A 13736-nucleotide genomic window follows, 5' to 3' on the forward strand; every position below is an offset into this window, starting at 1 on the left:
CAACGAACAGTTGCTGGTTTCTAGAGCTGGAACACAACTACAGAGTGTGCTTGTTCGCTCGAAACCGATAGGGTTTCGGTGGTCATAGCGTTAGGGAAACGCCCGGTTACATTCCGAACCCGGAAGCTAAGCCTTTCAGCGCCGATGGTACTGCAGGGGGGACCCTGTGGGAGAGTAGGACGCCGCCGAACAATCTTTCAAAGGACCCTTGGTCCTCAGCGTTCACGCTGAGGACCAAGGGTCCTTTTTGTTTTTCACCTGAAATACGTCGAAGCGCGGCCATGGGCTGGTTGCGCGAGAATGACTGCGGTACCCCGAAGACAGGAGTCACACCCATGTCCAACTCTCCCGACGATCGTCCGGAGCGCGAGCCCCGTCGCAACGACGGTGGTGACAGGGGCGGCTACCGCGGGGGCCGCGACGACCGCGGTGGCGACCGCGGTGGCTTCCGCCGTGACGACCGGGGTGGCCGCCCCGCCGGCGGTGGCTTCCGCCGTGACGATCGCGGTGGCCGGCCGGCCGGCGGCGGTTTCCGCGGCCGTGACGACCGGGGTGGCGACCGTCCCTCCTTCCGCCGCGACGACCGGGGCGACCGTCCGAGCTACCCGCGCCGTGACGACGACCGCGGTGGCTTCCGTCGCGATGACCGTGGTGACCGTCCCGGCGGTGGCGGCGGTTTCCGCGGCCGTGACGACCGGGGTGGCGACCGTCCCTCCTTCCGCCGCGACGACCGGGGCGACCGCCCCAGCTTCCCGCGCCGCGACGACCGTGGTGACCGTCCGAGCTACCCGCGCCGTGACGACGACCGCGGTGGCTTCCGTCGCGACGACCGCGGTGACCGGGGCGACCGCCCCAGCTACCCGCGCCGTGACGACCGCGGTGGCGACCGTCCCTCCTTCCGCCGCGACGACCGTGGCGACCGTCCGAGCTACCCGCGCCGTGACGACGACCGCGGTGGCTTCCGTCGCGACGACCGCCCGGGTGGTTTCCGTCGCGATGACCGTGGTGACCGTGGTGACCGTCCGAGCTACCCGCGTCGCGATGACGACCGTGGTGGCTTCCGTCGCGATGACCGTGGTGACCGTCCGGGCGGTGGCGGCGGTTTCCGCGGCCGTGACGACCGGGGTGGCGACCGTCCCTCCTTCCGCCGCGACGACCGTGGTGACCGTCCGAGCTACCCGCGCCGTGACGACGACCGCGGTGGCTTCCGTCGCGACGACCGCCCGGGTGGTTTCCGTCGCGACGACCGCGGCGACCGGGGTGACCGCCCCAGCTACCCGCGTCGCGACGACGACCGCGGTGGCTTCCGTCGCGACGACCGCGGCGACCGTCCGGGCGGTGGCGGCGGCTTCCGCGGCCGCGACGACCGTGGCGGCGACCGCGGTGGTTTCCGCGGTGGCGACCGTCGGGACGACCGCGGTGGCGACCGTGGCGGCTTCCGCCGTGACGACCGTGGCGGCGACCGTGGTGGTTTCCGCGGCCGTGACGACCGGGGCGGCTACCGGGGCCGTGACGAGCGGGACCGCGACTACCGCGACCGCAGCGACCGCGAGCCGGTCAAGCGCCTTCCGATCGACGAGGACGTCACCGGCGACGAGATCGACGCCGACGTGCGCCAGGAGCTCCTGAGCCTGCCCAAGGGCCTGGCCGAGGAGGTCTCCCGCAACCTGGTCATGGTCGCCCGACTCATCGACGAGGAGCCCGAGCAGGCGTACGCGTACTCGCGCATCGCCCTGCGGCTGGCCTCCCGCGTCGCCGCCGTCCGCGAGGCCGCCGGCTTCGCCGCATACGCCACGCAGAAGTACAGCGAGGCGCTCGCCGAGTTCCGCGCCGCCAAGCGCATGACCGGCTCCGTGGAACTGTGGCCCGTCATGGCCGACTGCGAGCGTGGCATGGGCCGCCCCGAGCGCGCCCTGGCCATGGCCGGCGAGCCCGAGGTACAGAAGCTGGACAAGGCCGGCCAGGTCGAGATGCGTCTCGTCGCCGCCGGTGCCCGGCGCGACATGGGCCAGCTCGACGCGGCCATCGTGACCCTGCAGAGCCCGGAGCTGGCCTCCAACACGGTCCAGTCGTGGACCGCCCGCCTGCGGTACGCGTACGCCGACGCGCTGCTGGCCGCCGGCCGTGAGGACGAGGCGCGCGACTGGTTCGCCAAGACGGTCGAGGCCGACAAGGACGGCGCCACCGACGCGTCCGACCGCCTGGCCGCCATCGACGGTGTCGAGTTCGTCGACGCGATGGACGACGACGAGGACGACGACGCCGACTACGAGTCGGACGCCGCCGAGGTCGCGGCTGCCGAAGCCGCCTCCGACGTGACCGAGTACTACGACGAGGACGACGACGAGTACGAGCCCGCGGAGTCCTCCGCGGCCGACGCCGACGCCGACCGCGACGCCGGTGACGACGAGCGCGACGACGCCGACCGCGAGGACGGCGACAAGGCCTGACGGCCCGCGGCGCGCAGCCGGGCATGAAGAAGGGCGGCACCCCGGAAACGGGGTGCCGCCCTTCGCCGTACCAGGAGGCTGCCGCCGGTCAGTCCACCTGCCGCAGCACCAGACCGGTCGCAGGCTTGGGGCCGAACGACGTCGACTTGCGCGGCATCGTCACGCCCTGCCGGGCGAGTTCGCGTACGACGTCCTCGCGGACCGGGTGCATCAGCACCGCCGTGCCGCCGTGCCGCGCCGCCATCTCCACCGTCGCCGCCGTGTCGTGGATGTACGTGATCTGCTCCGGCGAGTCCGGCACGTGCCACAGGTGGTCGAGGAGCGTGGCGTGCAGGACCGTCGCGTCCAGCCTGCGCCAGGCCTCCGGCCGGTCCCGGCGCACCGTGCGCTCGATCAGCTCCGGGTCGGGATCCGTGACCAGGTGGAACGAGCCGTCCCCGGTCAGCAGGAACGCGTTGCCCGCGGCCGCCGCGTCCGCCAGCTCGGCCATCGCCCGGTCCAGCGGGCCGTCGACCGTACGGACCCGGAACGAGCCCGCCAGGGCCGCCACCGCGTCCCGGACCGGCAGCCGGCGCAGCATCCGGTGGATGGCGCGGACCTGGAGCGGGTAGCGGACCGTGTCCACGAGCAGCACCAGGCCGAAGTCCCAGGCGCCCGCGCCCTGCTGCTCCGACTGGAGCCGCAGGTAGGTCGCCCAGCGGTGGTGGCCGTCGGCGATCAGGGCCTGGCGGCGCGCCAGGTCGGCCGTCACCAGCTCCAGGTCGGCCGGATCGGTCACCGACCACAGCCGGTGGTCCACTCCGTCCTCGGTGGTCGTCGCCAGCAGCGGCTCACCGAGCACGGTCCGCTCGACGACCGCACCGGTGTCCGCGGCCGCGTCCGTGCCGCCGCCGACGTACGTCAGCAGCAGCGGCTCCAGGTTGGCGGAGGTCGCGCGCATCAGACCGGCCCGGTCCGTCACCACGTCCGGCATCACGTCCTCGTGCGGGAGCACCACGCCGGCCTCGGCGGGGGAGAGCTCCAGCGCGCCGATCACACCGCGCTGCAGCAGCTCGCCCTTGCGCTGCTCGTACACGTACAGGGCGGGAGCCTCGTCGGCGCTCAGGACGCCCTCGGCCAGCCAGTCGCGCAGGGTCCGGGCGGCCTGCTCGTTGCGGGCCTCCGGAGTAGCGGCCTGCGGCAGGATCAACCGGACGATGTTGTGCGGGTCCGCCGATTCGAGGTGGTTGAGACCGTCCGGACGCACGACGACGTCGTACGGCGGAGAGGTGACGGCGGCGAGGCTGCCGACCCGCTCGGGGACGTAGCGCAGTCCGGCGAAGGGGATGAGGCGCAGTCCCTGTTCTGCAGGTCGAGGTGTGGTCATTGATGCATGGTAAGTCGCGTCTCGGGATGCGGGATGATCAGGGTGAGAAGTGCCCGACCAGGCACTGTCGTCACAAGGAGCGGACACGATGAGCCGGCAGCTCAGGACCAAGCCCGCGGGCAGCGGGACCAGCCTCCACCGGGCGTACGACACGGCCCTGCTCGACCTGGACGGCGTCGTGTACGCGGGCGGGCAGGCGATCGCGCACGCGGTGCCCTCGCTGGGCGCGGCGCGGGCGGCGGGCATGCACCTCGCGTACGTCACGAACAACGCGCTGCGGACGCCCGACGCGGTCGCCGAGCACCTGACCGAGCTGGGTGTGCCCGCCGTGGCCGGCGACGTGATCACCTCGGCGCAGGCGGTGGCCCGGCTGATCGCCGAGCAGGTGCCGGCCGGGGCGAAGGTGCTGGTGATCGGCGGCGAGGGGCTGCGGGTCGCGCTGCGCGAGCGCGGTCTGGTGCCGGTGGACTCCGCCGACGACGACCCGGTGGCCGTGGTGCAGGGGTACGGCGGCCCGGAGCTGCCGTGGGGCCGCTTCGCGGAGGCGGCGTACGCGATCGCCCGCGGGGTGCCGTGGTTCGCGTCCAACACCGACCTGACGATCCCCAGCGCGCGGGGCATCGCGCCCGGCAACGGAGCCGCGGTGGAGGTGGTGCGGATCGCGACCGGAGCCGAGCCGCAGGTCGCGGGCAAGCCGCTGCCGCCCATGCACCGCGAGACGGTCCTGCGGACCGGGGCGAAGCGGCCGCTGGTCGTCGGGGACCGGCTGGACACCGACATCGAGGGCGCGTTCAACGGGGACGTCGACTCGCTGCTGGTGCTGACCGGGGTGACCGACGCGGCGCTGCTGCTGCGGGCGGAGCCGAAGTACCGTCCCACGTACGTCGACGCCGACCTGCGGGGGCTGCTCACCGGGCAGCCCGAGGTGACGGCGGCCGGGGACGGGTTCCGGTGCGGGCAGTGGACGGCGCGGGCGGCCGCGGACGGACTGGAGCTGGCCGGCGACGGCGACGGCGACGGCGGTGCGGTGCTGGACGGGCTGCGGGCGCTGTGCGCGGCGGCGTGGACGCACGCCGGCGAGGGGTCCTGCACGCTGGACGCGGGGAAGGCGCTGTCGCGGCTGGGACTGTGACCGGAGAGGGATGCGGGCGAGCGGGGTGCGGCAGGTGTGCCGGGCCCCGCGGCCGGGCAGGGTACCCGGCGGGCTGCGATCTTGATCCGATGATCACATAAAGGCTCGACGTTTTTGCAGGGTAGGCTAACCTAACCTCCGTGTTGGTCGAGAGTCCCCCCGAACAGAGCGCCGCTCCCGCAGCCGTGCCCCGCCCCCGTCATGCGGTGCGCGCCGCGGGCCTGCTGGCCGCCGTCGGCGTGCTCGTACTGGTCGCCCTGATGAGCGTGGCGGTCGGAGCCCGGCAGATGCCCCTGGAGCAGGTCTGGCACGGCCTGTTCCACTACACCGGCACCGCCGACGACGTCGTCGTCCGCGACGTGCGCATACCCCGCACGGTCCTCGGCCTCCTGGTCGGCACCGCGCTCGGCCTGTCCGGCGCGGTCATGCAGGCGCTGACCCGCAACCCGCTGGCCGAGCCCGGCATCCTCGGTGTCAACGCCGGCGCCGCGGCCGCGGTCGTCAGCGCGATCAGCTTCTTCGGGGCCTCCTCGCTCACCGAGTTCGTCTGGTACGCCTTCGCCGGCGCGGCCCTGGTCTCCGTCGTCGTCTACGTCCTGGGCGGCAGCCGCAGCGCGACCCCGGTACGCCTGGCCCTCGCCGGCACCGCCGCCAGCGCCGCGCTCGTCGGCTACATCAACGCCGTCCAGCTCATGGACAGCGAGGCGCTGGGCCGGATGCGCTTCTGGACGGTCGGCTCGCTGTCCGCCGCGAACGGCGACACGGTCGAGCAGGTCGCCCCCTTCCTCGCGATCGGCATCGTCATCGCCCTCTCCCTGGGCCGGCCGCTCAACGCCATGGCGATGGGCGACGACACCGCCCGCGCCCTCGGCGCGAACCTCACCCGCACCCGGATCGCCTCCATGGTCGCCATCACCCTGCTCTGCGGGGCGGCCACCGCGGCCTGCGGCCCTATCACCTTCATCGGCCTGATGATCCCGCACTTCGCGCGGCTGATCACCGGCCCCGACATGCGCTGGCTGCTCGCGTACTCGGCGGTCCTCTCGCCCGTGCTGCTGCTCGGCGCCGACGTGCTCGGACGCGTCGTCACCCGGCCCTCCGAACTCCAGGTCGGCATCGTCACCGCGCTCATCGGCGGACCCGTCTTCATCTACCTCGTACGGCGCAAGAGGATGGCCCAGCTGTGACCGTGAACCTGCGGACCGGCACCCCCCGGCCGCGTACCCTGCGTGCGCCCGGCGGGATCTCGCTGCGCGTCGAGCCCCGCGCCCTGGCCGCCGGGATCCTGCTGAGCGCCCTCGCGCTGCTCACCGCCGTCGTGCTCATCGGCACGGGCGACTTCGCCATCGCGCCCGCGGACGTCGTGAAGACCCTCCTCGGCAACGGCAGCCCCGCCGACGACTTCATCGTCAACGACCTGCGGCTGCCGCGGGCCCTCGTCGGGCTGCTCGTCGGCGCCGCCTTCGGGATGTCGGGCTCGGTCTTCCAGACCGTCACCCGCAACCCGCTCGCCTCCCCGGACATCCTCGGCTTCAGCTACGGCTCGGCCGTCGGCGCACTCTGCGCCATCGTGCTGTTCAAGGCGGACGCCCTCGGCGTGGCCGGCGGGGCCGTCGTCGGCGGCGTGCTGGCAGGCACCGCCATCTACCTGCTGTCGTGGAAGCAGGGCGTGCACGGCTACCGGATGGTGCTCATCGGCATCGGCTGCTCGGCGATGCTGCTGTCCGTCATCCAGTACCTGCTGACCAAGGCGGAGGACGTGGACGCCGCCCGCGGCATGGTCTGGCTGACCGGCTCGCTCTCCGGCCGGGACTGGTCGCAGGTGTGGCCGCTGCTGGCCACCTGCGCGGTGCTGTTCCCGCTGGTCCTCGGCCAGGGCCGGGCGCTGCGGATGATGGAGATGGGCGACGACGCGGCCGCCGCCCTGGGCATCCGCGTCGAGCGGACCCGGATGCTGCTCATGCTCGCGGCCGTCCTGCTCACCACCGCGGCGGGAGCCGCCGCCGGCCCGATCGCCTTCGTGGCGCTGGCCGCACCCCAGCTGGCCCGCCGGCTGACCCGCTCGGCCGGGCCCAACCTGGTGTGCTCGGCGCTCATGGGCGCCGTGCTGCTGCTGGCCTCGGACTGGGCCTCGCAGCGGGTGTTCGGCGCCGACCAGATGCCCGTGGGTGTGGTCACCGGCCTGGTCGGCGGTGTGTACCTGCTCTGGCTGCTGGTCACCGAGCGCAAGGCGGGGCGGATCTGATGGCACGGCACATGCCCGCCGGGCAGGCGCAGGGTTCAAGCGATTCAAGGAGTACGGAAGTGCAGCGGCTCAGCGCGGAGAACGTCACGCTCGGCTACGACCAGCGGGTCATCGCCGAGAACCTGTCGGTGGAGATCCCCGACCACTCCTTCACGGTCATCGTGGGGCCCAACGCCTGCGGCAAGTCGACCCTGCTGCGCGCCCTGTCGCGGATGCTGAAGCCCTCCTCGGGCCGGGTGCTGCTCGACGGCCAGGCCATCGGCTCGATGCCGGCGAAGAAGGTCGCCAAGACCCTCGGCCTGCTGCCGCAGTCCTCCATCGCCCCCGACGGCATCACGGTGTCCGACCTCGTCTCCCGCGGCCGTTACCCGCACCAGGGGCTGCTGCGCCAGTGGTCCTCGGAGGACGAGCGGATCGTGGCGGAGTCGATGGCCGCGACCGGGGTCGCCGAACTCGCGGGCCGGTCCGTGGACGAGCTGTCCGGCGGCCAGCGGCAGCGGGTGTGGATCGCCATGGCCCTCGCCCAGCAGACCCCGCTGCTGCTGCTCGACGAGCCGACCACCTACCTCGACATCCAGCACCAGATCGACGTGCTCGACCTGTGCGCCGAACTCCACGAGGAGCAGGGCCGGACCCTGGTCGCGGTGCTCCACGACCTCAACCACGCGGCCCGCTACGCCACCCACCTGATCGCCATGCGCGGCGGCCGGGTCGTGGCCGAGGGCCCGCCCGCCGAGATCGTCACCGCCGCACTGGTCGAGGAGGTCTTCGGGCTGCGCTGCCAGATCATCGATGACCCCGAGACCGGCACCCCGCTCGTGATCCCGGCGGCCCGGCAGCCCCGCGTCAAGGCCCCGGCACAGGCCGCCGCCGCTTCCTGACCCGCCGGGCGGGAGGCCCGTACGCCCTACAGCAGGGAACGCAGTCGCAGCAGGTCGCGGAAGCCTGCCTCCAGGCGGATCCGGCCGGAGGCCCAGGCCTTCGCGAAGTTCAGGTCGCCGCCGACCACGGCCACCAGGTCGTCCCCGGTCATCGCCAGCCGGATCGCCGCCTTCTCGCGCGGCGGTCCCGGCTCGGCGCCGTCCACCAGGATCCGGCCGCCGGCCAGCCGGCCCCGGAACGTCGTGTCCAGGTCGGTCAGGTGGCAGCTCAGCGAGCGGTCCATCGAGGCCGCACTGCGCACCGCGCCGTCCGCGCGGGTCAGGCTGTCGGAGAGTCGGCCGAGGGCGTCCCGGCACTGTTCGATCGTCGCCATGGTGCTGCCGACCGTACCGCAGAGCAGTGACACGCGACCGGAGCAGTGCTCTTCGGGGTAGCGTCGGGGCATGAGCGACCCGCTGCCCGAGCCGGCCCCCGGCCCCGCACCCGACGGGCTCCCCGCACCCGACGGCACCGCCGCCGAGCCCGCGCCCCTGGGCGTGCCGCGCACCCCCACCGGGCGGCCGGAGACCGATGACCTGCTGGCGCGGCTGGCCGATGCCGACCACCTCCCGGCGGACGGACACGTCGCGGTGTACGAGGATGTGCACAGGGGACTGCGCGACGCGCTGAGCGCGCTCGACGCCGCCCCCCAGTGATGTCCGTTCTAAAACAGGAGCTGAACCGATCGTGGCAGGAGTGGCACGCCGCCGCCTGGACGCCGAACTGGTGCGCCGCAAGATGGCCCGCTCGCGGGAGCACGCGGCGCAGCTGATCGCCGCCCGGCGGGTCACCGTCGGCGGCACCACCGCGACGAAGGCCGCCACCCAGGTCGAGACGAGCGCAGCCCTCGTCGTCCTCTCCGACGACAGCGACCCCGACTACGTCTCCCGCGGCGGCCACAAGCTGGCCGGCGCGCTCGCCGCCTTCACCCCGCAGGGCCTGGCGGTCGCCGGCCGGCGGGCGCTGGACGCGGGCGCCTCCACGGGCGGCTTCACCGACGTGCTGCTGCGCGCCGGCGTCGCCCACGTGGTCGCCGTGGACGTGGGCTACGGGCAGCTGGCCTGGTCGCTGCAGAGCGACGAGCGGGTCACCGTGAAGGACCGCACGAACGTGCGCGAGCTGACCCTGGAGCAGATCGACGGCGTCCCCGTGGACCTGGTCGTCGGCGACCTGTCGTTCATCTCCATCGGCCTGGTGCTGCCGGCCCTGGTGCGCTGCACCGCGCCCGGCGCCGACCTGGTGCTGATGGTGAAGCCGCAGTTCGAGGTCGGCAAGGACCGGCTGGGCAGCGGCGGCGTGGTCCGCAGCCCGGAACTGCGGGCCGAGGCCGTGCGCGAGGTCGCCCGGCAGGCGGGGGAGCTGGGCCTGGGCGTGCTCGGCGTCACCGCCAGCCCCCTCCCCGGACCCTCGGGAAATGTCGAATACTTTCTCTGGCTGCGGGCGGGGGCACCGGCACTCGACCCGGCGGACGTTGACCGTGCTGTGGCGGAGGGGCCGCGTTGACAACTTCAGGGGCAGTGGCGTCAGGAGCAGAACAGTCGGAGGGCGGGACCGGGGAGCGGCGTACCGTCTTCCTGCTGGCGCACACCGGCCGGCCGGCCGCGATCCGCAGTGCGGAGCTCGTCGTCAAGGGGCTGCTGCGCTGCGGGCTGGGCGTACGGGTGCTGGAGCACGAGGCGGCGGACCTGCCGCTGCCGGACTCCGTCGAGCTGGTCGCGGAGGCCACGCCGGGCGTCCTCGACGGCTGTGAACTGCTGATCGTGCTCGGCGGCGACGGCACGCTGCTGCGCGGCGCCGAGTTCGCCCGCAGCTCCGGCGTCCCGATGCTCGGGGTGAACCTGGGCCGGGTCGGCTTCCTCGCCGAGGCCGAGCGGGACGACCTCGACAAGGTCGTCGACCGGGTGGTCACCAAGGCGTACGAGGTCGAGGAGCGGATGACCCTCGACGTGGTCGTCCGCACCAACGGCGACGTCGTGCACACCGACTGGGCGCTGAACGAGGCCGCCGTCCAGAAGGTCTCCCCGGAACGCATGCTGGAAGTGGTCCTGGAGATCGACGGCAGGCCGGTCACCGGCTTCGGCTGCGACGGGATCGTCTGCGCCACGCCGACCGGCTCCACGGCGTACGCGTTCTCCGCCGGCGGGCCCGTGGTGTGGCCGGAGGTCGAGGCGCTCCTCATGGTGCCGATCAGCGCCCACGCGCTGTTCGCGAAGCCGCTGGTGACCTCCCCGACCTCGGTGCTCGCCGTCGAGGTGCAGACCGGCACCCCGCACGGCGTGCTGTGGTGCGACGGGCGGCGCACCCTGGAGCTGCCCGCCGGGGCCCGGGTCGAGGTCCGGCGGGGCGCCGTCCCGGTCCGGCTGGCCCGGCTGCACCACGCCTCCTTCACGGACCGGCTGGTCGCGAAGTTCGCGCTGCCGGTCTCGGGCTGGCGCGGCGCCCCGCACTGAGCCCGCGGGCTGCCGGACCATTCCAACGAGTGCGGGCGACCCGGGTCACACCGGGCGGGCGGTTCCGCCCGATCGGTGACGGGTCGCGCCGCGCGGTCGCATGCCGGCGGGCAAACCTCGGTAAGGTCTGGGGCGTGCTTGAGGAGATGCGGATACGGTCGCTCGGTGTCATCGACGACGCGGTGGTCGAGCTGTCGCCCGGTTTCACCGCGGTGACCGGCGAGACCGGCGCCGGCAAGACCATGGTCGTCACCAGCCTCGGCCTGCTGCTCGGCGGCCGCGCCGACCCGGCCCTGGTCCGGATCGGCGCCAAGGCCGCCGTCGTCGAGGGCCGGATCGTCATGCGGCCGGACGCCCCCGCGGCGGTGCGGGCCGAGGAGGCCGGCGCCGAGCTGGACGAGGGTGCGCTGCTGATCAGCCGTACCGTCTCCGCCGAGGGCCGGTCGCGCGCCTACCTCGGCGGCCGCTCCGTGCCCGTCGGCGTGCTCGGCGAGCTCGCCGACGACCTCGTCGCCGTGCACGGCCAGACCGACCAGCAGGGCCTGCTGCGGCCCGCCCGGCAGCGCCAGGCCCTGGACCGGTACGCCGGCGACGCGGTGGCGGTCCCGCTGGAGAAGTACGCGGCCGCCTACCGTCGGCTCAAGGCCGTCGCCACCGAGCTGGACACCCTGACCACCCGGGCCCGGGAGCGGGCTCAGGAGGCCGACCTGCTGCGCTTCGGGCTCGACGAGGTCGCCGCCGTGGAACCGCTGGCCGGCGAGGACCGGGAGCTCGCCGCGGAGGCCGAGCGGCTCGGCCACGCCGAGTCCCTGGCCTCGGCCGCCGCCGTCGCGCACGCCGCGCTCGCCGGCAACCCCGAGGATCCCGAGGGCGTCGACGCCAACACCCTCGTCGCCGGGGCCCACCGCGCCCTGGAGGCCGTACGCTCCCACGACCCGGCGCTCGGCGCGCTCGCCGAGCGGATCGGCGAGCTCGGCATCCTGCTCGCCGACGTGGCCGGGGAGCTCGCCGGGTACGCCGACGACCTGGACGCGGACCCGCTGCGGCTGGCCGCCGTCGAGGAGCGGCGGGCCGCGCTCACCCAGCTCACCCGCAAGTACGGGGCGGACGGCGAGGGCATCGCCGGCGTCCTGGCCTGGGCCGAGCAGGGCGCCGCGCGGCTCACCGAACTCGACGGGGACGACGACCGGATCGGGGAGCTGACCGCCGAACGCGACGGGCTGCGCTCCGAACTGTCCGGCCTCGCCCAGGCCCTGACGGACGCCCGGGCCGCGGCCGCCGAGCAGTTCGCCGCGGCCGTCACCGCCGAGCTGGCCTCCCTCGCGATGCCGCACGCCCGGGTCACCATCGACATCCGGCAGACCGAGGCGGCGGACCCGGCCGACGGGGTCGAGGTCGGCGGCCGGGCCGTGGTCTGCGGGCCGACGGGTGCCGACGAGGTCGAGCTGCTGCTCGCCCCGCACCCGGGGGCCCAGCCGCGGCCCATCGCCAAGGGCGCCTCCGGCGGTGAGCTGTCCCGCGTGATGCTCGCCGTCGAGGTGGTGTTCGCCGGCTCCGACCCGGTGCCGACGTACCTGTTCGACGAGGTGGACGCGGGCGTCGGCGGCAAGGCGGCGGTCGAGGTGGGCCGGCGGCTGGCCAAGCTCGCCCGGTCCGCGCAGGTCGTGGTCGTCACCCACCTGCCGCAGGTGGCGGCCTTCGCCGACCGGCAGCTGCTGGTGGAGAAGACCAACGACGGATCCGTGACCCGCAGCGGCGTCACCGTCCTGGAGGGCGAGGACCGGGTGCGGGAGCTGTCCCGGATGCTCGCCGGCCAGGAGGACTCGCAGACCGCCCGGGCGCACGCCGAGGAACTCCTCGCGGCGGCACGCGCGGACGCGTGACACGGTGCACCCGGCCCGAATGTCACCCATGTGGGTGATACCTGGAGGCGGGTGACGGGATCCTGTACGGGATCCGCACCCGGACGGCCGCGGAACGCGCGTGCGGGCTGGCATCCTGGGCGCGTCCCTACTCCCACACCCAGGAGCTCCGGCACGTGAGCAGCACACCGGTTCCGCCGTACGGGCGCCCGCCGTTGCGCACCGTCCAGGTGCTCGGCGGCGGCAGCGCGGGCAGCAGCGCGCACGTGCGGTCACTGACCACCGGGCTGGCCGCCCGGGGCGTCCGGGTCACCGTCTGCGCGCCCGTCGAGACCGAGGGGGAGTACGACTTCACCGGTGCGGGCGCGCACTTCACCCCGGCCGCGGTGAGCGCCCTGCGCGCCGTGTGCGCCGGGGCGGACATCGTCCACGCGCACGGGCTGCACGCCGGGATGCGGGCGGCGCTGGCGCTGCGCGGGCGGCGGGCGCCGCTGGTGGTGACCTGGCAGGCCGGGCCCGCGGCCGACGGGCCGCTGGGGCAGCTCACCCGGATGCTGGAGCGGCGGGTGGCCCGGGCCGCCGCGGTGGTCCTCGGCACCTCCTCCGACCAGGTCGACCGGGCCCGGCTGCGCGGGGCGCGCGATGCCCGGCTGGCGCCGGTGACGGTTCCCGGGGCGCGCCGGGCGCCGGCCCGGGGCCTGGACTCCAAGGCCCGCGCCGAACTGGGCGCGGTGGCCCGGCCGCTGGTCATCGCCGTGGGCAGCCTGGTGCCGCGCCGCGGCTATCCGGTGCTGCTGGACGCGGCCCGGTCGTGGCGGGGGCTGGACCCGGCGCCGCTGCTGGTGATCGCGGGGGAGGGGCCGCAGCGGACCGCGCTGGCCCGCCGGATCGAGGCGGAGCAGCTGCCCGTACGGCTGCTCGGGCGGCGCGACGACGTCACGGACCTGCTCGCAGCGGCGGACGTGGCCGTGCTGCCGAGCCGCTGGGAGGCCCGCTCGCTGCTCGCCCAGGAGGCGCTGCGGCTGGGCGTGCCGCTGGTGGCGACGGCGGTCGGCGGGGTGCCCGAACTCGTCGGCGACGCGGCGGTCCTGGTGCCGTACGGGGACGCCCGCGCCCTCGGCTCGGCGGTGACCGGACTGCTGGCGGACGCGGATCGGCGGGCGGCCCTTGCGGTGGCCGGAGCGGCCCAGGCGGAGACCTGGCCGACGGAGGACGACACGGTGGCCCAGGTGCTGTCGGTCTACGACGAACTGACGGAACGCGCCCGGTAGGACGGTAGGACGGCAGGACGGTAGGACGGGTGCCGTGGG

12 protein-coding genes, 1 rRNA gene and 1 pseudogene are annotated in these 13736 nt (G+C 74.3%); 12 read left to right on the plus strand and 2 right to left on the minus strand.

The features are described from left to right. The first annotated feature begins 74 nt into the window (after positions 1-74). From rrf to LG634_RS19670, 3 genes and pseudogenes are all read left to right on the plus strand, one after another. Positions 75-191 (plus strand): 5S ribosomal RNA (gene rrf, locus LG634_RS19660). Positions 192-599: 408 nt separating this feature from the next. After that, a pseudogene (locus LG634_RS37925) lies at positions 600-1550 on the plus strand (hypothetical protein); the annotation flags it as partial. A gap of 60 nt (positions 1551-1610) precedes the next feature. Continuing rightward, a complete protein-coding gene (locus tag LG634_RS19670; protein ID WP_226735268.1) occupies positions 1611-2450 on the plus strand; it encodes a tetratricopeptide repeat protein in 840 nt (279 codons plus the stop codon). An 88-nt stretch (positions 2451-2538) separates the two neighbouring features. On the opposite strand, the gene LG634_RS19675 is transcribed toward LG634_RS19670, so the two are convergent. After that, positions 2539-3816, minus strand: a complete 1278-nt coding sequence (locus LG634_RS19675) for a DUF1015 family protein (RefSeq protein ID WP_226735192.1) — start codon at positions 3814-3816, stop codon at positions 2539-2541. Positions 3817-3904: 88 nt separating this feature from the next. Here LG634_RS19675 and LG634_RS19680 point away from each other — a divergent pair, with 88 nt between their 5' ends. The 4 genes from LG634_RS19680 (at position 3905) to LG634_RS19695 (ending at position 8074) form a co-directional block, all read left to right on the plus strand. Then, positions 3905-4948: an HAD hydrolase-like protein gene (locus LG634_RS19680; protein WP_226735193.1), complete on the plus strand. Its 1044-nt coding sequence runs from the start codon at positions 3905-3907 to the stop codon at positions 4946-4948. A 143-nt stretch (positions 4949-5091) separates the two neighbouring features. After that, positions 5092-6135 (plus strand): FecCD family ABC transporter permease, encoded by a 1044-nt coding sequence (locus LG634_RS19685; RefSeq protein WP_264203349.1) that lies wholly within the window; start codon positions 5092-5094, stop codon positions 6133-6135. Beyond that, positions 6132-7193 (plus strand): FecCD family ABC transporter permease, encoded by a 1062-nt coding sequence (locus tag LG634_RS19690; RefSeq protein WP_226735195.1) that lies wholly within the window; start codon positions 6132-6134, stop codon positions 7191-7193. Before LG634_RS19685 ends, LG634_RS19690 begins: the two co-directional genes overlap by 4 nt. Positions 7194-7204: 11 nt before the next feature. After that, on the plus strand, positions 7205-8074 hold the full coding sequence (locus LG634_RS19695; protein WP_372482461.1) for an ABC transporter ATP-binding protein: 870 nt from the start codon (positions 7205-7207) through the stop codon (positions 8072-8074). Between the two features lie 26 nt (positions 8075-8100). Here LG634_RS19695 and LG634_RS19700 read toward each other — a convergent pair whose 3' ends face one another. Continuing rightward, positions 8101-8448, minus strand: a complete 348-nt coding sequence (locus LG634_RS19700; protein WP_226735197.1) for a sterol-binding protein — start codon at positions 8446-8448, stop codon at positions 8101-8103. A gap of 70 nt (positions 8449-8518) precedes the next feature. Here LG634_RS19700 and LG634_RS19705 point away from each other — a divergent pair, with 70 nt between their 5' ends. The 5 genes from LG634_RS19705 to LG634_RS19725 all read left to right on the plus strand — a co-directional run bounded on the left by LG634_RS19705 (position 8519) and on the right by LG634_RS19725 (position 13697). Continuing rightward, entirely contained in the window at positions 8519-8770 is a 252-nt protein-coding gene (locus tag LG634_RS19705) for a hypothetical protein (protein WP_226735198.1), read from the plus strand. A gap of 31 nt (positions 8771-8801) precedes the next feature. Further along, entirely contained in the window at positions 8802-9617 is an 816-nt protein-coding gene (locus LG634_RS19710) for a TlyA family RNA methyltransferase (RefSeq protein WP_226735199.1), read from the plus strand. Positions 9618-9631: 14 nt separating this feature from the next. After that, positions 9632-10564 carry an NAD kinase gene (locus LG634_RS19715; protein ID WP_226735200.1) on the plus strand — a complete coding sequence of 311 codons (933 nt, stop codon included), beginning with the start codon at positions 9632-9634 and terminating at the stop codon, positions 10562-10564. A 146-nt stretch (positions 10565-10710) separates the two neighbouring features. After that, on the plus strand, positions 10711-12447 hold the full coding sequence (gene recN / locus LG634_RS19720) for a DNA repair protein RecN (protein WP_226735269.1): 1737 nt from the start codon (positions 10711-10713) through the stop codon (positions 12445-12447). A gap of 155 nt (positions 12448-12602) precedes the next feature. Then, on the plus strand, positions 12603-13697 hold the full coding sequence (locus LG634_RS19725) for a glycosyltransferase family 4 protein (protein ID WP_226735201.1): 1095 nt from the start codon (positions 12603-12605) through the stop codon (positions 13695-13697). Positions 13698-13736 lie beyond the last annotated feature (39 nt).

This window comes from Streptomyces bambusae (genome assembly GCF_020532645.1).
In the GTDB taxonomy this organism is placed as follows: domain Bacteria; phylum Actinomycetota; class Actinomycetes; order Streptomycetales; family Streptomycetaceae; genus Streptomyces; species Streptomyces bambusae.

What these genes read in the sequence shown, in the direction of transcription:
- LG634_RS19675 (WP_226735192.1), bottom strand. Translation starts at nt 3,816, where the DNA reads ATGACCACACCTCGACCTGCAGAACAGGGACTGCGCCTCATCCCCTTC.
- LG634_RS19680 (WP_226735193.1), top strand. Translation starts at nt 3,905, where the DNA reads ATGAGCCGGCAGCTCAGGACCAAGCCCGCGGGCAGCGGGACCAGCCTC.
- LG634_RS19695 (WP_372482461.1), top strand. Translation starts at nt 7,205, where the DNA reads ATGCCCGCCGGGCAGGCGCAGGGTTCAAGCGATTCAAGGAGTACGGAA.
- LG634_RS19700 (WP_226735197.1), bottom strand. Translation starts at nt 8,448, where the DNA reads ATGGCGACGATCGAACAGTGCCGGGACGCCCTCGGCCGACTCTCCGAC.
- LG634_RS19705 (WP_226735198.1), top strand. Translation starts at nt 8,519, where the DNA reads ATGAGCGACCCGCTGCCCGAGCCGGCCCCCGGCCCCGCACCCGACGGG.
- recN (WP_226735269.1), top strand. Translation starts at nt 10,711, where the DNA reads ATGCGGATACGGTCGCTCGGTGTCATCGACGACGCGGTGGTCGAGCTG.